This window comes from Streptomyces sp. AcH 505 (genome assembly GCF_000818175.1).
Taxonomy (GTDB): domain Bacteria; phylum Actinomycetota; class Actinomycetes; order Streptomycetales; family Streptomycetaceae; genus Streptomyces.
The window spans coordinates 1-18,748 of record NZ_JTIY01000022.1; the positions used below are offsets into that span (position 1 = coordinate 1).

Below are 18,748 nucleotides of genomic sequence, written 5' to 3' on the forward strand. Positions count from 1 at the left end.
GCCGACCGCCTGCTTGAATGCGGCTTCGACCACGCTGCCGTAGGCGTTCTCCGGCAGCAGCGCGGCGAACGACCGTTTTCCGGTGCCCGCCGCGTAATCGATGATGCGGTTGACGTCGGACTCCGGCAGGAAACTGAGCAGGTAGACGCCGCGGCCCGCCACGCTCGAATCGGTCGAGAACGCGATCATCGGCACGTTGCGTGTGCGGGTCAGTTGCGACGCCGGCGGCACCGACTGCGCGAACAGCGGGCCGAGAATGATTTCGGCGCCTTCATCGAGCGCCTGTTGCGCACCCTGCTGCGCGCCTTGCGGATTGCCGCCGTCATCCTTGACCAGGAGCTGGATGTTCGGATTCTGGAATTCGGCCAGCGCCATTTCCGCGGCATTCTTCATCGACTGCGCGGCGACGCCGGCATTGCCTTGTCCCGACAGCGGCAGGATCAGACCGACCTTGACCTGGCCGGTGCCGACGGACGTCGGCTGCTGCGGCGGCCCGGACGGACCGGGCGGCGGCGAATCCTGCCAGGGCAGGTTCGACGAGATCGTGTTCCAGCCCGACTGCATGCTGGAACATCCGGCGACCAGCGGAGCGCCCAGCAGCAACCCAAGCGCAGACCGCCGGGTGGAACCCCGGCGCGGGGTCAGCGGATCATGCGGGGCAGCCATCGAATCTCTTTCCTTGCCCTCGCCGGATCGAGATACGAGGCACCGTCCCCGATCTGAAACGAGATTGGGGCATATTGTCGTCCATTCGTTAAGCAAGGCAAAAGGATTTTAACCACCGCAGACCAAGGAGTTACGCCATAATCGCATAGCTTTTAGGCAAGAGCAGGGTCCAATCCGGAAACCGCTCTCCCTTTTCGGACGCTTGGACTTGATTTGCTTTGACGCGTTTTCTTTACGCGAACCGGTGTCCACTTCGCTCGAAAACGCTCTAGATTGGCAATCATGCGCGCCCGCCCCCAGTCCACACCCGCTCCGACCGATCCATCCGCTGCCGAGGCCCGGACCTTCACCCTGGCCGGGCACGTGCTGGTCGCCCCCAAGGCCGCGGCGGGCCTGCACCTGGTGGCCACCCCGATCGGCAATCTCGGCGATATCACGCTGCGGGCGCTGGAAACCCTGGCCGGCGTCGACATCATCGCCTGCGAAGACACCCGCGTGACCCACCGCCTGGTCGATCGTTTCGGCATCAAGGCCACGCTGAAGCCCTATCACGAGCACAATGCCGCGCTCGCCCGGCCGGTGATCCTGCAGCATCTGGCCCAGGGCGCCGCGATCGCGCTGGTGTCCGATGCCGGCACGCCGCTGATTTCCGACCCCGGCTTCAAGCTGGTGCGCGAGGTGGCCGCCGCGGGTTATGCCGTGAACACCCTGCCTGGGCCCTCCTCGCTGCTGGCGGCCTTGACGGTGGCGGCGCTGCCGACCGACCGGTTCTTTTTCGAGGGGTTCCTGCCCTCGAAGCAGGGCGCGCGCCGGACCCGGATCGGCGAACTGGCATCCCTCGACGCCACGCTGGTGCTGTTCGATTCCGGCAACCGCGTCCAGGACAGCTTGCGGGATCTCGCGGACATCCTCGGCAGCCGCGACGCCGCGATCTGCCGCGAGATGACCAAGCTGCATGAAGAGGTGCGGCGCGGGTCGCTGGCCGATCTCGCGGCCGCCGCGGATGGCCTGGAGACCCGCGGCGAATTCGTGCTGGTGGTCGGGCCGCCGCAGGCCGCGGCCCGGATCATGCCGCAGGCAGATCTCGACGAGCTGTTGCGCAGCTCGCTCGCGCGCGACAGCGTCAAGGATGCGGTGGCGCATGCGGTGGAGGTTTCCGGCCGGCCGCGGCGCGAGATCTATGCCCGGGCGCTCGAACTGGCCAAAGAGCGCAATAATGACCAAACCTGAGGACGCTACCCAAGAATCAAAAGCGCCCGCACCCGCGCGCGTGATCGCGTTCCAGACCGGCATATCGGCGGAGAGCCGCGCCAGCGCCTACCTGCTGGCGAAAGGCTATCGCATTCTCGCCCGCCGTTTCCGCACCCGTTACGGCGAGATCGACATCGTGGCCCGGCGCCGCAACCTGCTCGCCTTTGTCGAGGTCAAGGCCCGCGCCACCCTGGACGACGCCGCCTATGCCATCACGGCGCAGCAGCGCCAGCGCATCATCGCGGCCGCCGAGGCCTGGCTGATGAGCCATCCCGAACACGCCAATTTCGATTGCCGCTTCGACGCTATCCTGATCGCGCCGAAATCGCTGCCGCGCCACCTGACCGCGGCGTTCGACGCCAGCACCTGAAACACCTCATTTGAGATCCTGCGAGACCCTAGCAACATCGCACCCCAGCGCCCAAATTGACCTGCATCTGACGCCTTCGTCACTCGAGACCCGGACATCCTCATGAAGCTGAATATCGCCGTCCAGATGGACCCCATCGCGCGCATCAACATCCGCGGCGATTCCACCTTTGCCATGCTGCTGGAGGCGCAGAAGCGCGGCCACACCATTTCCTATTACACCCCGGACAAGCTCTCGTTGCGCGGCGAGGACGTGGTGGCGCCGGTGCAGCCGCTCACCGTGCGCGATGAGGAGGGCAATCATTTCACCCTCGGCAGCGCAGAGCGCACCAAGCTCGCGTCGTTCGACGTGATCCTGCTGCGGCAGGACCCGCCGTTCGACCTCGCTTACATCACGACCACGCATCTGCTGGAGCGGATCCATCCCAAGACGCTGGTGGTCAACGATCCAGCCAGCGTGCGCAACGCGCCGGAAAAGATCTTTGTCACCGAATTCTCCGACCTGATGCCGCCGACGCTGATCTCACGCGACGTCGACGAGATCAACGCATTCCGCGCCGAGCACGGCGACGTGGTGATGAAGCCACTGTATGGCCACGGCGGCTCGGCGGTGTTTCGCATCATGCCCAAGGACATGAACTTCGGCTCGCTGCACGACATGTTCTCGGTGACCTTCCGCGAGCCCTGGGTGATCCAGCGCTTCCTTCCCGAGGTGAAGGCTGGCGACAAGCGCATCATCCTGGTCAACGGCGAGTTCGCGGGCGCGGTCAACCGCGTGCCGGCGGAGAACGACCTGCGCTCCAACATGGTGCGCGGCGGCGCAGCAAAGGCCACCGATCTCAGCCCCAGGGAACGCGAGATCTGCGAACGGCTGGGACCGGCGCTGCGCGCGCGCGGACTGCTGCTGGTCGGCATCGACGTGATCGACGGCCACCTGACCGAAATCAACGTGACGTCGCCGACCGGCATTCGCGCCATCGCCCGTGTCGGCGGACCGGATGTCGCCGCCATGGTCTGGGATACCATCGAACACAAACGCACCTGATCCCCCCTGACCCGCGCCGCCTTAATCAATTGCTGACGACCTTGTGGCATTCAAATTGACGGGGTGAGGGTCGGGTCAGTACGTACGCCACGCGGGCACGCGGTTTCGGCGCGGTCCCGACGCTTAGAGGGCGCGTGGCGGGGTTCAGCAGTCTATGGCGATTGAGGTTTTCACCGGAACGGCGATACCGCGCGATCTGTCGACGGCCGCAATGGAATATCTGTGGGCCAAGTGGCGCACGCTGAACGGCACCAACACCCTGACACTGCAGCGGCTGATCGACGAAACGGATCGGCCGTTGCGCGACCGCTGCATTCACCTGGTGCCCGCAGGCAACGATTTCGCTTATGTCTATGTCGGCGAGGCGATGCTGGATTTCGTCAAGCGCGGCCCGACCGAGACGCTGCTGATGCGCGACGACAGTGTCGTGTCACGGGATCTCGCCGAGGTCTATCGCCGGGTGGTCCGTGAGATGACCCCCGTGTTCATCCGCTTCACCGGCGCCCGCTCCGCACCCGGCACCATCTGGCATCAGGTCATTTTCCCGATCCCGATTGCCGGCAGTTCGGTGATGCTGGTGAGCTATTCGGAGCTCGTCAGCCACCAGCTCGAAATCTATGAGCATCTGTTCCGCACGGCTCCCGACGCGATCGCGGTGGCCTCTCCGATCACCAATGACGCAGGCCACGTCACCGATGGCTGGGTGCTGATGATGAACGATCGCGCCCGCGAGCTGTTGAGATTCACGGGGCCGCTCGGCAACCTGCGCCTCAGCGCGCTGCCGCAGTTCACCGGAATCGACCTGTGGGGCCGGATCTACGCGCCGCGGTCGGCCCTGACCACGACCTTGATGACGGCCCCCGACTTCAACATCGAGATCCTGCGTTTCCCGCGCGTGTTCGGGCTGCGCCTGACCCCGAAGCCGCCCGCCATCCTGGACGATGCGGTGACGCTGGCGTCGCAGCCGTTTGACAGCGAACCGGTGCTGTAAGGCAGGTATGCAGCGAACGGCAGCTCGAGAATACCCTGCCCCAGGACAATAAGTCCGCAAAGACTCGCTAGTCGCGCTTCTGGACCGTCGGCGCGACGACCGGCTTGGCATCACCGAACATCGCCGGATCGATGGTCAATTGAAAGCGCTGGAAGCGCCAACCATCCGCTGTACGCTTGACGACGCAATCGCCGCCCGCCGTTGCAATCGCCACCGGCCCGGTCGCGATGTTCATCTTGGTGATGTAGAAACGATAGCGGGCACCGTCCTCGTGCGCGTCGATGACGTGATTGGTCAGAAAATGACGCACGCCATCCTCCTTGCCGGCGGCGATGTGGCGCGTGATGAAATCCTTCACGGCGGCCGGCCCGACGAACTCGCCATAAGGAGCGACGAAAACACCGTCATCGGCAAAGCCGGCAGCGAATCCAGCGGCATCTTCGCTATCGAGCCCGATATAGGCCCGCGCGGCGAGTTCCTGGACTTCAATCTTGTCGTCAGTCGTGATGGTCATTGATGGTCTCCTGGTTTGAGGAATGGGATCAGGCGGATGCGATCTGCTTTCGCAGTAGTTCGTTGAAGGGGGCACCAACCTTCTGAACGGCATGTCCGGCTCCCGGCAGGTGGTGACATTCGAGGTTCAGCAAGCCTGCAAGCCGCATGCTGATGCCGTCGAAGGCTTCGCTCCAACCACCGGTGACGACAAGCTTCGGGTAGGACGCATCCGCCACCGCACCAATCGGGACATCCACGCGCCAGGGCCGCTCGGTGATGAGATTGACGGCCGCGTCCGCGACCGGCGCTGGAAGCGGGTCGGGCAGTGGCATGTTCATCTCAAGTGCCGCCACGAACCCGGTCACAAAGGCATGAAGCTCGGTCGGATCCGCGACGGCCCAATGGGCCTTCAGCGCCTCCGACACCCGGCGCACGGCGGGCAAATCGCTCGCGAGCGCGAATGCCGGCGGCTCGATCACCGTGAGCGATCTGACGAGGTCGGGGCGTCGTCCGGCAGCATTCATGGCGACGATGCCGCCCATGGATGTTCCGACAAGATGAGCACCGCTCCCCAACAATTCGACGACATCCTCCGCATCACGAAGCACGTCCACCGCATTGATTCGACATGTGCCGCCGTACCCTCGGCGGGTCATGACGGAGAGGGAGAAGGAATCCGCGAGCGCCTTCTGCTCGCCGAACGCGGCGGCACCGACCGCGAGGCTGCCATGGACCAGGACGATCTGTTCTCCCCCACTACCCCAGTTTTCAACTGCATAGGTCATCGAAATTTTCCCGTTTCTGTTGACGGATTCCGGTCGCAGGCACGCCCGACGGGGCCTTGCGCGGATCTCCGATGTTGCGTTTGAGCTGTGCCGCTATTTCCGAAACTGCGTGCGCACAGGTGCGGCGCCGGGCGCATCGGGCGCCCACAGCCGGTAGCTCAGGCTGGCGAAGACAGTGAAGCCTTTCGAGACGGCTGCACTGTCGATGCCGGACACAGGCGTCCCTCCGGAGGCACGGCCCGATACTTCTTGCGTCCCCCAGACGTTCAATGAGGCGGGGCCGAAATTATATCCGACCAACGCACCGGCTCCCCAGATGTCATAACGATTGACGTTGATAGCGCCTGCGTAGAACGCGCTGGACCGGTCGTCGCTCACCTGTCCCACGTAGTAAGCAACGGGACCGAACGTCCAGTTGCCGACCGTTTTGGTCGCTGTGAATTCGGCATGAAGAACGTTGCCGCTTGTATAGCCGGTCACGGAGTTGGCCGTTGATCTCTTCAAAGACATTGGCCGTGAGATTCCAGCCATCCTTGAAGTACGAAATCACGAGGTTCGGCTGGAAGGTCCACCAAGGGGCCCCAACGTTTCCGAGCCCCGAAGGACCGGACGTCGTACCCGTCGGCATCCACATGCCGAAGCCTGCCTTGGCGTAAAAGCCGCTGTCACCCAGCTTCCAGCTCAACTCGACCGGCGCCAAAAACGTATTGTGCATGCCCGCTGGATTGACGTTCACCGGCGAGCCGACGTCGACCATCATGAACGGCTGGACGATAACGGCGTTGTAGCTTGCCCCCAGCACTGTCCATCCGGGCACCCAGAGCAGCCCCGCGGCCGCGGCTGCGATATGAACCGAGGTTTTATCGCCTCCGGCGTTGGGCGCACCAGGGCCAACAAGCGATCCCGAATAAGCCACCGCCTGATCAAACATATAGAGACCCGGTGGCGGTGTGACCGCGGCATTCCCCAGCACAAGGCCCGGCTTCTGCGCCGAGCCGATATAGCCGGCCTCAAACGCGGCAGCGGGCCTGAGGGCCATCGTCAGCCCCACCGTCAATGCGGTCGCAAACATCCGTCTGGAAAGCATGTCCCCCTCCGATCCAACTCCCCGCTCTGATCGCCGAACCGCGACGGCAGAGTTCATTGACCGGAGTGTTGGACGGAGAAGGAGGAGGCGCTAGCGAGAGCACGAAGATGATTATCGGAATCGTGCAGTTTTCTCCCGAGCGTCTTCCGGCGTCAGGAGCGCCGCTTTGCAAGCACGGCGGAAGGCTTTTCGCCAAACCTGTCCTTGAACTGGGCCGAAAAATCTCCGAGGTGGAAGAAGCCCCATTGCAGCGCGACGTCCGTGACCGCGACGCTGCCGGGCGCGGACGATGAGAGAATTGCGTGGACCCGATCGAGCCGTTCTGCACGCAGCCAACGACCAGGTGAGGTTGCCAGATCGCGCTGAAATGCAGCCTGGAGGCTGCGCAGGCTCAGGCCGCAGTGTCGCGCGACTTCGCTTAAACGAATCGAATCGCCGATGTGCTCCCGCATATAGTCCATGGCCCTGCGCACGTGCGCCGTCGGTGCGGGCCGAGCGGCCGCGGAAATCGCGGCGCTGAAATTGTTCGGTTGCGCAACGAGCAGGGACTCGATGATCAGTTCTTCGAGCCGGATGAACATCTTCGGGCGCGCCAGCGCTTCGCTGAACATGGACAAACTGGCCGCAGCTTCGAGAAGCTTGTGCCAGAAAGCCGGGATGGTGCGGAGCGCCAAGTCGAAATGAACCGGCGCCGACTTTTCCGCACCGAGCAAGTTCGCGCAAACTACCTCAACTCGCCGGCGGTCGAGACGCAGAAGGATCTGATCGAACGCGCCGTCGATGTCCAAACGGAATTCCTGGTAAGGCCCGACGATTGTCCCGAATCCTGGTGCAAGATCCGCGGTAGAGGGACCGTAGCGGAATCGCGCATTGCCCTGCAGCGGCAGGGTAATGAGGAAATTTCCCTCCTGCGGCACGGCCGGTACGACAGTGACGTCGCCTCCGTAGCACAGCCGATTGAGCGAAAGCGGGCCAATCGGCAGATGGTGCAGGCGCGCCGCGAGTTTCGACCGTGGTCCCCTCATCTGGAGATCATGTGGGCGAAGGGCTTTGCTGCACCCGTCGATAACCTCATCGAGATCACCGCTCGCAAGGACCAGGTGTTTCGCGCCGAACAGCTGGTCCGCGATAAATGAAGCGGATGCGATCATTGCTCTCCCTCTCCGGTCACTTTCACTGCCGACGCTTTCATTACGCTACCACAAACGCGCACTGGCCGTCAGAGACATCACGCCGTGCCGCATGTTCGCCGCTTTATCGCCAACCCGACGAATTCGACACAATGCGGATATCTCATCCTGGCCGCGTCGCACGCAGTTTCGCGAAAACGTGGCACCGCCCTCTGGCGGCCTCCAGGCCTCGCGATGCCGCCAGAACAAGTCGACGAGTTGGTTCCTGGAAGCGCGTTGCTCCGCGACGATGCGCGCGACTCCGCCCGGATCGTCTGTTTCACGAGACCGGAGGCGGTGCCAGTCGAGACTTCAGAGTCGAGACCTGTCAACGAATGCGGGGTCTCGGCGGCGAGGGCACGCGACATTTGGACGGTGCCGATGTTTTTCGATCATGCGGCGGGGCAACTGGTCCTGGCGGCGTTGTTGCGAGTCGAAATCCTGCCGTGCCACTGGGCGAGCTATGATCGCAGTATCGCCATCGGAATGTATCTTCACCATGAGGCCGGCACGGCAGTGACAGCCGAGGCCGCCCCGACCGACCAGGCACGATAATAAGGTCACGAGTTCGCATTTGCCCGGCTTCCGGGGCGCCGGGGGCCCGGCGTGTGAATTCCCCTTCCGCCACGCTGTTCACTTAATGTTCTTGCCTGCCTCCCCCGCTTCGGCTAGCTTTTTGCCGGATACGGGGGCGGCATGGTCCAGCGGGTTTCCACGGTGGCGTTCGAGGGCATCGAGGCCCGGGCGGTCGACGTCCAGGTCCAGATCATCCCGGGGCTGCCCAACTTCCTGATATTGAGGACAATTAACCTGATAGGTGAGCTCCGGAAGTCAGCCGTAGCCCCGACGACGCAATAGGGGGTAGGGAATCCTTGGTGGATGCCAGGACTTTACGGGCGCCTTCCTGATGCCCTCCTAGGACGGTCTCTGGTAGCCATCGACCCGATACCAGTTCCCCGATATTCGGCACTCGTCCCCTATGATCGTTCCCCCAACAAAACCTATCCGCGATGAAATCTGGTCAAAAGTCGTTCGTGAGGGGCGCCTCACCGACGCCTACCGGGATCACGTGCAGGACGCGATCAACGAGTATCGGCTCGACTTGATACAATTCCGGACGTCGCCCGAAACAAAAACGCGGATCAAACAAGCCCTCGGCGCAATTTCGAACACGGAGTCACTGCTCACCGCACTTCTCGCAGATCCCGGCTACCATTGGGCGGGCCTCGCTACGGATGGCCCCGCGCCGAACCCACGCGCCTTAGAGCAGGCATCTGCTGCGCTGGCCGCTATCCGCGGCGAACTGGAAAGCGCGAGCGAGCGGTTGAACATTCGAAACTGGCAGATGCCGAAGAGCTTTCTTTCGCCGGAACGGCAATCCACTCCTCTGACCAACCTCATCACCAAGCTCCTCAACATTCAGGCGCATTGCCTAAGGCAGGCGCCGCCAACCCGGCCAAGTCAATCCAGCGCGGAAGCGGGCGTCCGCCAGTTCAGGGGTTACCTCAACGCCTGCATCGATTTCGCATCGGACGGCGCTGAGCAGAAGCTGGATATCGATCGCGATTTGCTCCTCGTCACCGACGAATTCGCATTATGCGCGACCTTCGATGACTGGGAAGAGCGTTGGTCAACGGGCGATCCATATTTCATGCATAAGTCAATAAAAAGCTGGCCTTAGCGAACGTACAGATTCTGTCTTTTCCGCATGCCGTCTTAAGATCGAGATCGTCGGCCTCGCCGTCTATGGAAGCTCCACGCCTATCGCTTTTGGTAGGCGATTAGAAGGAGTATCCAAATGCAAGAAGTCTTCGCAAATCCCAACGCCATCCCGCAGTCCGCGCCGCCGCCCATCGCGGGTTCGGCTTTCTTCCAGGACCTCGACAATCTCCGCATCGGCCCCGAGGCGGATTTCTTGGCGGGCGCCACCAAAGCGATTCGGACCGTGGACGTCGGCAAGCCGAAGCCGAACGTCTGGTTTCGAACCGATCCGAAGCGATCGTTGACCACCACCGTCTATGAGGACAAGGAGACCCGACAGTTCTTCCTCGTCACCAAGGGCATGGCTCCGAAGCTCCGGGAGCTGGGGGCGCTCACCGTTGCGACCTTGGTCCCCTACATCAATCGAGCGAAGGACGTGGCCATTTGGCCCGTCAAGCTGGGGATGGACGGCATGGGCGGTAGCCTTTGGCACGCGACCGCCGCCGATGCCGTTCGGGCCGCATCGGACCAGTGGACGCGCATCTTCGCCGACATGTCGCTCGGCGGGTACCGGATTCAGGTCCCGATTGCCGAGTGGTCGGAGCCGGCATGGCCTGAAGAAGACCTCAGTCAACTGCTTGAGCTCGGCTTCAAGAAGCGCGTCATCGACTCAGATGATCATCCGGTCATGAATCAGCTTCTGGGCCGCATCTAAGCTCTCCAGAAAGGGGATGACGCGCGCGTCATCCCCTCTCTCCTCCCCTTCCAGCAATCGTCACCCAGCCCGCGCAGATTAACGCGCCACGGAGAAGTCATGACCATACAAGATCAAGTGCAGGCAAAACTCAGCGCATTGGGCATTCGCGAAGCCTGGTGTTGGGACACCGAATATGAGGATCGCCCCGGAGAACACCTCCGACCCGTGGTGCTGGTTGCCCAAAACGTCTTCACCGGTGAGCAGCGCATTTCTTGGCTAGCCGACGGGAGCAGGCCAACGAACCTTCCCTTCAATACCAGCTCAGAATCGGTTGCCATCTCGTTCTATGCGGCAGCCGAGAATCGATGCGCGCTCGCGATGGGCGTGCCTTTGCCTACCAACAATATATGCCTCTTCGCCGAACATCGGGCAGCAACCAACGGATTGGCGCTGCCGATGGGCAACGGCCTCGTTGGCGCGCTTGCCTACCGCGGCCTCTCCCATATCGACGCAGGCGCCAAGAAAGCTGAGCAAGAGTTTGCGGCTCAAACGCGTGTATTCGATGATGAGGGTCGCAATCGCACGACCGGCTATTGCTGCTCGGATGTCGCCAGCACCATTGAGTTGTTTTGGACTCTGGCGCCCAGCATGCATTTTGGACACGCAATGCTGCGCGGTCGCTACATGAAGGCGGTCGCAGCGATCGAATCCAACGGCGTCCCAATCGACACAATGCAGCTCGACGCTCTGGTCTTTAAGTGGGATCAGATCGCACCGAAGCTGATAGCCCATGTCGATCGCGATTATGGGATCTACGAGGGAGCGACGCTTAAGCACGATAAGTTCAGCCTCTACCTGCGTCATCGCAATAGACCGTGGCCCAGGACCGAAAGAGGTCGTCTGGCGCTCGATATCGATACGCTTGACCGGCAGGCATCGATCTGGCCCGACCTAAAGCCGCTCTATCAGCTCAGGCGAATTTTGAACGTGCGTCTGCCGGACCTTCCGGTTGGGCACGACGGTCGTTGCAGGACCTCGCTCTCGCCGTTCCGATCTAAGACGTCGAGGAATCAACCTTCCACGACCCGATTCCCGTTCGGTCTGGCAAAAGACCTACGTTGTTTGATCAAGCCGCCGAAAGGTTACGGGCTCGCGTACATCGATTTCTCGGCTCAGGAAAACTGCATCGCCGCAGGGCTCTCCGGCGACGAACGATTGGTTGCAGCGTACCAAGGGGGCGATCCATACCTCGCGTTCGGAAAGGATATCGGCATGATGCCGCCGGACGCTACCAAACAATCGCACCCCAGCGAACGAAGCGTCTGCAAGGAAGTCATTCTGGGCTTGAACTACGGCCTGGGTCCTCAGCTGATGGCTGAGAAGGCTGGGATATCGGAGGCGCGGGCGCGCGAACTCATTTGGCTTCACAAGCAGGCGTACGCGACGTTCTGGAAGTGGAGCAACGCCGTTGTTTCTGCAGGTCAGCTCAAGGGCGAGATGTCGACCGTGTACGGCTGGAAGATGCGCGTGTCACCGGAGGACAGACCAACGTCGTTGATGAACTTCCCGATGCAGGCGAATGGGGCCGAGATGATGAGGCTAGCCGCCATCGCAGCAACCGAGGCCGGCATTGAGGTCTGTGCCCCAGTCCATGACGCATTTCTGATCGCCGCTCCGTTGGAACGCCTCGATGAAGATATTGCCCGCATGTCCGAGATCATGACGGTGGCGGGCGAGAAGGTCACCGGCGGCGTGAGGATCAGGACCGACGCGAAATCCTTCAGGTATCCGAACCGATACGTGGACGAACGAGGCGCGGAGATGTGGAACTTCATGGTCAACCTCGCGGGGTATCCCGAGGCCGCCGTCTAACCGTTGCTCCCGCGCGACGCCACCGTCGCATCCATCGGACACCGTCTCATCTTATAAAGGTCTACTGCTATGAATCAGCACGTTGCAGTTCAAGAAATCCCGACGCAAGCCACCGCCCTCCAGAAAACGCGTCAGCAAGGACGCTTCTTGAAGGGGCCTATCCCAATGCGCGACATCGCCTCAGCCGCAAATCTTCCCGGACAAGCCTTGGCGGTACTGCTCGCGATCCATCACCGCGCAGCTCTGACGCGACAGTCTTGGGTCACATTGCCCAAATGGTTCATGCAAGAACTTGGAATCAGCCGAGACTCGAAGTGTCGAGCCCTGCGTCAACTCGAAGAGGCGTCGCTCGTTCGAATTGAAGCGTCCGCGGGGATGTCGGCGCGAATCAGCCTCCTCAACACGCGCGAGTTGGACGCGGCCGTGCGGCTACCTTGGCGTAACTCGTGTTGGAGTGTCACGGCAGATGGCATGCAGTCGCTCACGACGACCTATGAGATACCCGCCTCGCAGTTGGCCGAACGTCGTGGGCATCTCGCAATGTGGCCGGTGCAGATGGCCGAGAAGTCCTGGGTGGACATCGAAGTTTTCTTGGAAGCGTTTCGAAACGCATTGTTGGCCCTAAGGCCAACGGATCTCGGGACGATCGACTCGGAGGCTACATTCGCGCTGGCGCGGGAAGTCGCTGCTCGAAGAACGATCACGGCCGACACGCGAAAACCAGTTCATCGTCGGGCGGCCAGCGACGCAGGTGAACCTCACGCTATTGGCTCCAATCAAAAATTCTGACGGAGTTACAATCGCTTAGGTGCTGTATGTGATTGTGTTTTCCTCGCTTTCCACCAGATTTGGTATTCCAGACCCCGGAACCCACACTATTCATTGACCCCCGGAATGGACTCGTCATAGCTTTGTCTGATGGCGCCGTGGATTCGCCAAACGAAAACGCCCCAACCTTTCGGTGGGGCGTCTCGTGACCGGGTGGCAGAATGGCTATGCAGGGCTCTAGAAAATCTCGCACGCCGGTTCGATTCCGGCCCCGGCCTCTCCAAAAGGGCCCTCCAGTGGAGGGCCCTTTACCTTATGGCTCTGTAACAACTGAGTCGATTCGCTTTTCGTGAGCAAGTGTACGACAATGTCTCGACATTGCAACGACAATGTCTAGGGGTTGTGTATATGGCGACTGGTGACGGCAATACCCAGTTCTCCGTCACGCTTCCTAACGAAGTCCTGAAGCTATTCGAACAGCTCTATCCTCTTGGGCTGTATGGGAAAAATCGCGCCGAAGTCGCCCGACAGCTCATATTGGACATGGTGAAGCGCATGAGCAGCGAGCGAATAATAAAGCTGCCCGACTAGGGTTGCTGTCATTAAGGACTAGTGATTATGGAAATCGTTGTATTTCGCGTCCAGAGCGACCGCGGCATAGATTTCAAGAAGCGCTTGCCTGTTGGGATCATTTTCCTCGACGAACCGAAAATCCATCTGGCCAACCCCCTCCTTCGCTGATTGGAAGGCGGTCAGAAACTCTGGTTGTTGCACCAACCAAGCACGCCCACCTTTGGTGCGATATGCAGCTCGAAGATTGTTGGTCTCATGCCGGGCAATCAGAAATGCCAATGTTGCCTGATTGTGAGGCGATCCGGGTCGCGTGTGCAACGCATATCTGCGCCGAATGTTGTTTGATCGGCCCACATACAGGTGGTCATCGCCGATGCTGAACGGATAGACACCGGACTCAGGCACTGCTCGCGGCAACTGGCTTTTTCGATACGGCCCGGATGCCAAAAGCAGCTCCAGTTTTGGGGCGAGATCTTCAACAAGTGCCGCGAATTTCGGGTTCATTGATCGCCTCTAAGATGGTCAGCAAAATCCAAACCCGAAAGTAGTCAGCTTGTCGACGCTGCTTCACTCACCCTCGCTTCGCTCGGGTGAGGCCTTCGGCCCGTCCTGTTTCCATCGGCTGTCGGCGAGCAACCACCAAACCTGCATGTGCGGCAGTGGAGAGGATACAACTTTGCCGTTGGGCAAAGTCATATCGGAGCCGTGCGTATAGTGGCTTCGAACACAAGAAGGATCAGAGGAACCATCGCTGGAAGGGTCAGGTAGTGCGGTTTGACCCTTTATCCTCCGCTTGCCTACGCAAGGTTCTCGACGGACCGATCCTTCCGATCCACCAACCTCGACGGCCTAAAGCTTTCCCGTCTCTCGCAGGCTTCGTTTTACGACTGTTGCCTGCTTTAGTCGCTTCGTCTCGAACCTGCCGGTCCGGCCAGTGTCTCAGTCCACCGGTCCTTTCACCACAGAGCCCCTGACTCTCGATAGCCAGACGTTGCGGGACGCCATCAATATTGCGTCGGTACTGAGATGTCGTTCTCGGGTTAATTTATCGAATCTCGTCGCTCTGCGAGACCGAGAGAAGGAAATAAAGGTACGTTGGTGGATGGCTGGCATGGTCGTCGACGGTGTGACGATGATCAATCACCATCTGTGGAGCCTTGCTGGGAATTGATCGAGTGTTCACCTATGGCCTGCACGATTAGGCCGTTCTTCACGGGGTCGATACGATCTGCTTCACGTTGAGCCCAAGACGCCCATTGCTCAAAGTCAACTCGCGCTATTGGCATTTCCGTAACACGCGATCGCACCGATTCCACGTAGGATCGTATCTGCTCAGCACGGTTGAGCGACTTAGCCTGTGATAGCAAGCGTCCAATTCGCTCCGTTGCCAATTTCTCCTGAAGTTCGCGCGCCTGACGCTCGGCCTCGTCCTTTTGCCGCCTAATTTCCACTTCCGCCGCGGCCTTGCGCTCGATTATCCACTCTCGATGGCGGACGATCCCAGTACGGTACGAAGCCTCGGCATTGACCAATATCTCTGCTAACACATCCGTCAGCTGATCTTCGAGCAAGCTTCCGTCACGGTCCTCCCAGAACTTACTCGCCTTGGCTCGATCGCGAGCCAACCCGAAGCTGAGGCGCAGGTGCTGACCTTGGCTCTCCTTCTTTGAAACGGTCGGCTCGACGGCAAAATTGGTATGCGATTTGCCGACCGTGACGCTGAGGTCCCTCTCGCTCCTCGGATCTTGGTTGTATTTTGAGGTACTCATAGAGGGGCGGCAACCAAGACGAACGCTGACAAGAAATAGGGTGTTGATGATCAGTAGGCGCCTTCGTTCAATTCCAGCGTCGTACAATGGCTTATAGTACTCGGAGCGCCATTTGTTGAATTCCTTTCGTCGCTCCTCGTCATGCGCAAGGAGCTTCGCGACCAGTGGATGCGCGGGCTCGAATTTGCGCCCACAGCGGACCTTGCCGACCAATTCTAGGGCGCGCTGCGAGACGGAAGACATCTCTTCCTCGAAGACAGGTACGGGGGGAACCGGCACGTCCATAAACTTTTCCGCCCAGTTCGAGCCCCAGTAGTGGTTCTTGTCGGCTGAACCACCAATCCGGTCGACAGTTCCGGGGAAGCGAGGTGGCAAGGCAATCTGGATCGTCGGTTTGCCGGCTTCCTTGCGCGCCCAATACCCCCTGCTCGGCACGGGGATATTGGCTTTCTTGCAGTGCTTGGCCAGCGCAACGTCGGAGATACCGACGCTCGCCGCAACGGTCGTCATTGGTTGAGACCAGACCAGGTCGTACAGCTGCTTGCGGGTGAACTCGGCATTCATGAGCATCACTCTCGATATCGAGAACCTTCTCAGGTCATGTGGGCTCGCGAGAGCCCGTGCTCTTCCAGTGAAGCCGTTATACGTGAGTGAGCGCTAACCTAATCGTCGTCTTCGGAATCTGTCGATGGGCCAGTTATCGTCCGGGTATCGAGGCCACGACTCCAGTCCCGATCCGGTGCCAAGCCGCCTCCCGGCGCGATAGACAGGCCGCCGCCGGGGGCAATCGATTGACCTCCACCCGGAGCTATCGACAATCCCCCACCCGGGGCGATCGACATTCCACCACCTGGGGCGATCGATAAGCCCCCACCGGGCGCGATTGATTCACACCCTCCCGGAGCGATCGAACCCTGCACGCAATTGCGCCACGCCTGAGCGTGAGATTCGCATCCGTAAACCAACCCGACAACTAATGTGCAGACGGTGATAATTTTCGACATGTCGATCCAGTGTATCGATAATCAGATGACGAGTAGGTTCAGCGAGGTGGGGAGGCCGGCGCAACTAAAGCCGTTACCTTTACTTCTTCTTCAACCAGCCTAGCGTTTCGAAGTTGTCAACGTGCTTACAGATAGCGCCACTCTTCAGCTCGCGAGCGTTAACTTCCAAACTGCTGCGCACGACTTGCGTAACTTCAGGGATGATGTCTTTGCGATCATAGTCTTGATCCATGAGGACCAGCATAGCGGCTCTCGACGCGTCCCAGATACGCACTCCGTCAACGCCCAGCTTGTCTGCGTTCCGCATAGGAGTGTCGTCGTCGGATACGTATCCGGGACACTTCAACAACATTAGCCGAGATATGACGTACCCGTTTATGAAGGTAATGTCGTCGCGAGTGAGCGATCCAGCATAAGCTGGCACAGTGATACTGATGGTCGCTAAGACCGTTAGAATGACGCGCTTCATAAAAAGGGCCTCATCTCAAAAATCAGAGGAGCGTTTCTTTATCGCGTCGCGCATTGCTGCGCTAGGCGTGCCCTACCTGCGTGTTGCAATTGCCGTAGGGCGGCACCAGAAGCCTTGACGCTTCACCGGATGAATGGATCCTGACAAGGACGCAATTGTAAGCGACTTAGCAAATCCGAAAGCGTGCTCCGGTATGCCGATTGGTTCGCCAGCAGGTCTCTCCGCGACGGCTGTGGCCCCGGTATCCATTACCTCGGTGCCCGCGATGGCTCCATGCGGTCGCCTCTGACGCGGCGAAGATCGAGACGGCCGGAACGGAAGTGGCAACCACGGCAACGGCGAGCAGGATTGAGGCGAGTCTATTCAAAGTCATTCTCCGGTCGACGAGGGAACGACTGCTGCGGGCAGTCGGTTCGGGTTATTTTCTCTTTGCTGCAGTATCGCGAGCGCTGGCGCCCGCCTCGATTGCCTTAACACCATGCTCTGCCGCAACGCTCGCCGCCGCCGACGCGTTTTCTGCGGTGCAACGCGTGGTCGGAGGATTACCGCAGGTTCGGCCAATATCGGCCCATCCAACGCAACGACCGTCGGGCCCTCGATAGCCCGGTCCACCTCTGTCACCACACGCAGCCAACGCCAAGTGAGGCTGTACCCCCACGACCAACGCGAGGGTGGCGATAGCGAATCGCGAGTCTCGACCCATCAGTACCTTGGAGTTCGGGTGCCAACCTGACCGGTGTACGGATTGACGTTGCCGCGCGTTGAATAGTTGTCGTATTGCGTGCGGTTTGGATTGGTCGCTTGGTACGGCTGAACGTAGGTGCCTCGCTGGGTGGTATACCCTCCGACCGGATGGTTCTGCGAGTTTGAACCCGTACCGAAATATTGCGCGTGCGCAGCACTCGAAACCGCGGCCAGCGCTGCCGCGAGCAATAACTTTTTCATTATTTGATTTCTCCCCAGACCCCTTGAAATCAGTTGAGATAACATCACGCGTGCAACCCGGGGTAAAGATCGCCTTTGGGAGTACGGCCCTGCGTCAGGTTGACGCGATTTTCAGCGCTAACGAGTATGGGGACCAGAAGTGAAGAGCCCTAAGATTTCTACAATCAAGCGTCTGTTTGCCGTATCCGGCAATCGGTGCGCCTTTCCAACTTGCGATTCTCCCTTAGTCCACGATGGAAAAGTCACGGGACGGGTCTGCCATATCAAAGCGGCCAGGCCCGGCGGAAAACGCTATGACCGGAATCAGACCAGCAGCGAGCGTCATGGCTGTCAAAATCTCATCCTGATGTGTCCTGTGCACCACGACGTTATTGATGATGACGAGGTTGAGTATCCTGTCGGCCGACTAATCAAGCTGAAGGCCGATCACGAATCACAACGAGGAGCGCCGCTGGAAATTGATGATCGGAGCGCCCAACAATTCATCGTCCTTCTATCCACAGCGACGACCAACGTGACCAACGTTTACAATCAGAACGTCAGCTCGATAAATCAAAGCGGAGGCATCACCGCTCACACGGTGAACATCGGAAAGCCGCGCAGAGTTATGGGGCAAAGAATGAAGAGAGGCATTCTTGAGCAGTGCCCGCGTGATAAGAAGATCGTTGTCTGGTCCGTTGCGGGCGACGAAGAGACCCATTACCTAGCTCAAGAGGTCTTTGAGTTTATGCGCACGAACGGCTTCTCGATGTTTGGCGAAGGACCTCAAGGAAATGTCTATCTTCAGCCATCGAGAGGCGTTCGTTTGGTTCTAGGTGATCAGCTCAACGAATTGCACGTGGGACATCCTGACGGATCAGAAAATGTGAGGCCCTAGCATTCCCAACGCTAATATATGCTGGAAGCGCGGCAATCGGGCTTACGCCATCTGTACCACTCGTGCTTGTGCATGGGGGTTGGCATCGATGTATCGCTGTGTCGTCCGCAAATTTGTGTGGCCAGCCAGCAGCTGAACGTCTCTCAATGAGCCACCTACCGTCGAAATCTTTCTCGCCGTCACTGTAATGAAAGTGCGCCGGCCGCTGTGGCTCC

General features: G+C 60.1%; 20 protein-coding genes and 1 tRNA gene. 12 read left to right on the forward strand and 9 right to left on the reverse strand.

All coding sequences use genetic code 11. The features are described 5' to 3' along the window. The coding region (locus HY68_RS38890) for a penicillin-binding protein activator (RefSeq protein ID WP_042002449.1) at window positions 1-666 on the reverse strand (666 nt) is incomplete at its 3' end. 282 nt (window positions 667-948) lie between these two features. Here HY68_RS38890 and rsmI point away from each other — a divergent pair. The 4 genes from rsmI to HY68_RS38910 all read left to right on the forward strand — a co-directional run bounded on the left by rsmI (window position 949) and on the right by HY68_RS38910 (window position 4,322). Further along, entirely contained in the window at window positions 949-1,896 is a 948-nt protein-coding gene (gene rsmI / locus HY68_RS38895) for a 16S rRNA (cytidine(1402)-2'-O)-methyltransferase (RefSeq protein ID WP_042002441.1), read from the forward strand. Next, complete coding sequence (locus tag HY68_RS38900) at window positions 1,883-2,287, forward strand: YraN family protein (RefSeq protein ID WP_042002442.1); 405 nt, start codon at window positions 1,883-1,885, stop codon at window positions 2,285-2,287. Before rsmI ends, HY68_RS38900 begins: the two co-directional genes overlap by 14 nt. Window positions 2,288-2,389: 102 nt before the next feature. Then, a complete protein-coding gene (gshB, locus tag HY68_RS38905) occupies window positions 2,390-3,331 on the forward strand; it encodes a glutathione synthase (protein ID WP_042002443.1) in 942 nt (313 codons plus the stop codon). A 154-nt stretch (window positions 3,332-3,485) separates the two neighbouring features. Beyond that, window positions 3,486-4,322 (forward strand): PAS domain-containing protein, encoded by an 837-nt coding sequence (locus HY68_RS38910; protein WP_042002444.1) that lies wholly within the window; start codon window positions 3,486-3,488, stop codon window positions 4,320-4,322. A gap of 67 nt (window positions 4,323-4,389) precedes the next feature. On the opposite strand, the gene HY68_RS38915 is transcribed toward HY68_RS38910, so the two are convergent. From HY68_RS38915 to HY68_RS41700, 4 genes are all read right to left on the reverse strand, one after another. After that, a complete protein-coding gene (locus tag HY68_RS38915; RefSeq protein WP_042002445.1) occupies window positions 4,390-4,836 on the reverse strand; it encodes a nuclear transport factor 2 family protein in 447 nt (148 codons plus the stop codon). A 28-nt stretch (window positions 4,837-4,864) separates the two neighbouring features. Further along, a complete protein-coding gene (locus tag HY68_RS39960; RefSeq protein WP_078864254.1) occupies window positions 4,865-5,602 on the reverse strand; it encodes an alpha/beta hydrolase in 738 nt (245 codons plus the stop codon). A gap of 319 nt (window positions 5,603-5,921) precedes the next feature. After that, entirely contained in the window at window positions 5,922-6,689 is a 768-nt protein-coding gene (locus HY68_RS41695) for a transporter (RefSeq protein WP_198533593.1), read from the reverse strand. Window positions 6,690-6,841: 152 nt separating this feature from the next. Next, on the reverse strand, window positions 6,842-7,840 hold the full coding sequence (locus HY68_RS41700) for an AraC family transcriptional regulator (RefSeq protein ID WP_078864256.1): 999 nt from the start codon (window positions 7,838-7,840) through the stop codon (window positions 6,842-6,844). Between the two features lie 84 nt (window positions 7,841-7,924). On the opposite strand from HY68_RS41700, the gene HY68_RS43280 reads away from it, so the two are divergent. From HY68_RS43280 to HY68_RS38945, 7 genes are all read left to right on the forward strand, one after another. Then, complete coding sequence (locus HY68_RS43280; protein WP_157874608.1) at window positions 7,925-8,413, forward strand: hypothetical protein; 489 nt, start codon at window positions 7,925-7,927, stop codon at window positions 8,411-8,413. A gap of 424 nt (window positions 8,414-8,837) precedes the next feature. Then, window positions 8,838-9,539, forward strand: a complete 702-nt coding sequence (locus HY68_RS43290) for a hypothetical protein (RefSeq protein ID WP_157874610.1) — start codon at window positions 8,838-8,840, stop codon at window positions 9,537-9,539. A 117-nt stretch (window positions 9,540-9,656) separates the two neighbouring features. Next, the gene (locus HY68_RS38930) at window positions 9,657-10,274 is read left to right on the forward strand and encodes a hypothetical protein (protein ID WP_042002446.1); all 618 of its coding nucleotides are present in this window, start codon (window positions 9,657-9,659) and stop codon (window positions 10,272-10,274) included. Between the two features lie 99 nt (window positions 10,275-10,373). Further along, entirely contained in the window at window positions 10,374-12,128 is a 1,755-nt protein-coding gene (locus HY68_RS40250; RefSeq protein ID WP_078864257.1) for a DNA polymerase, read from the forward strand. Between the two features lie 69 nt (window positions 12,129-12,197). Continuing rightward, on the forward strand, window positions 12,198-12,917 hold the full coding sequence (locus HY68_RS43295) for a helix-turn-helix domain-containing protein (RefSeq protein ID WP_157874611.1): 720 nt from the start codon (window positions 12,198-12,200) through the stop codon (window positions 12,915-12,917). 186 nt (window positions 12,918-13,103) lie between these two features. Next, window positions 13,104-13,174, forward strand: a tRNA-Ser gene (locus HY68_RS38940). Between the two features lie 79 nt (window positions 13,175-13,253). Next, a complete protein-coding gene (locus tag HY68_RS38945) occupies window positions 13,254-13,487 on the forward strand; it encodes a hypothetical protein (protein WP_157874612.1) in 234 nt (77 codons plus the stop codon). A gap of 18 nt (window positions 13,488-13,505) precedes the next feature. On the opposite strand, the gene HY68_RS43300 is transcribed toward HY68_RS38945, so the two are convergent. From HY68_RS43300 to HY68_RS44525, 4 genes are all read right to left on the reverse strand, one after another. Further along, window positions 13,506-13,973, reverse strand: a complete 468-nt coding sequence (locus tag HY68_RS43300) for a hypothetical protein (protein WP_157874613.1) — start codon at window positions 13,971-13,973, stop codon at window positions 13,506-13,508. A gap of 632 nt (window positions 13,974-14,605) precedes the next feature. Beyond that, on the reverse strand, window positions 14,606-15,802 hold the full coding sequence (locus tag HY68_RS43305; protein WP_157874614.1) for a hypothetical protein: 1,197 nt from the start codon (window positions 15,800-15,802) through the stop codon (window positions 14,606-14,608). 519 nt (window positions 15,803-16,321) lie between these two features. Next, window positions 16,322-16,474, reverse strand: a complete 153-nt coding sequence (locus HY68_RS43310; protein WP_157874615.1) for a hypothetical protein — start codon at window positions 16,472-16,474, stop codon at window positions 16,322-16,324. A gap of 939 nt (window positions 16,475-17,413) precedes the next feature. Next, window positions 17,414-17,656, reverse strand: a complete 243-nt coding sequence (locus tag HY68_RS44525) for a hypothetical protein (protein WP_078864258.1) — start codon at window positions 17,654-17,656, stop codon at window positions 17,414-17,416. 139 nt (window positions 17,657-17,795) lie between these two features. Between HY68_RS44525 and HY68_RS43315 the strand changes: the two genes are divergently transcribed. Beyond that, complete coding sequence (locus tag HY68_RS43315) at window positions 17,796-18,533, forward strand: hypothetical protein (RefSeq protein WP_157874616.1); 738 nt, start codon at window positions 17,796-17,798, stop codon at window positions 18,531-18,533. Window positions 18,534-18,748: the final 215 nt, after the last annotated feature.

Bases quoted from the DNA above. Each gene is read 5' to 3' on its own strand.
- rsmI (WP_042002441.1), top strand. From the start codon at position 949: ATGCGCGCCCGCCCCCAGTCCACACCCGCTCCGACCGATCCATCCGCT.
- HY68_RS38900 (WP_042002442.1), top strand. From the start codon at position 1,883: ATGACCAAACCTGAGGACGCTACCCAAGAATCAAAAGCGCCCGCACCC.
- gshB (WP_042002443.1), top strand. From the start codon at position 2,390: ATGAAGCTGAATATCGCCGTCCAGATGGACCCCATCGCGCGCATCAAC.
- HY68_RS38910 (WP_042002444.1), top strand. From the start codon at position 3,486: ATGGCGATTGAGGTTTTCACCGGAACGGCGATACCGCGCGATCTGTCG.
- HY68_RS38915 (WP_042002445.1), bottom strand. From the start codon at position 4,836: ATGACCATCACGACTGACGACAAGATTGAAGTCCAGGAACTCGCCGCG.
- HY68_RS39960 (WP_078864254.1), bottom strand. From the start codon at position 5,602: ATGACCTATGCAGTTGAAAACTGGGGTAGTGGGGGAGAACAGATCGTC.
- HY68_RS41695 (WP_198533593.1), bottom strand. From the start codon at position 6,689: ATGCTTTCCAGACGGATGTTTGCGACCGCATTGACGGTGGGGCTGACG.
- HY68_RS41700 (WP_078864256.1), bottom strand. From the start codon at position 7,840: ATGATCGCATCCGCTTCATTTATCGCGGACCAGCTGTTCGGCGCGAAA.
- HY68_RS43290 (WP_157874610.1), top strand. From the start codon at position 8,838: ATGATCGTTCCCCCAACAAAACCTATCCGCGATGAAATCTGGTCAAAA.
- HY68_RS38930 (WP_042002446.1), top strand. From the start codon at position 9,657: ATGCAAGAAGTCTTCGCAAATCCCAACGCCATCCCGCAGTCCGCGCCG.
- HY68_RS40250 (WP_078864257.1), top strand. From the start codon at position 10,374: ATGACCATACAAGATCAAGTGCAGGCAAAACTCAGCGCATTGGGCATT.
- HY68_RS43295 (WP_157874611.1), top strand. From the start codon at position 12,198: ATGAATCAGCACGTTGCAGTTCAAGAAATCCCGACGCAAGCCACCGCC.
- HY68_RS43300 (WP_157874613.1), bottom strand. From the start codon at position 13,973: ATGAACCCGAAATTCGCGGCACTTGTTGAAGATCTCGCCCCAAAACTG.
- HY68_RS43305 (WP_157874614.1), bottom strand. From the start codon at position 15,802: ATGAATGCCGAGTTCACCCGCAAGCAGCTGTACGACCTGGTCTGGTCT.
- HY68_RS43310 (WP_157874615.1), bottom strand. From the start codon at position 16,474: ATGGATCAAGACTATGATCGCAAAGACATCATCCCTGAAGTTACGCAA.
- HY68_RS44525 (WP_078864258.1), bottom strand. From the start codon at position 17,656: ATGAAAAAGTTATTGCTCGCGGCAGCGCTGGCCGCGGTTTCGAGTGCT.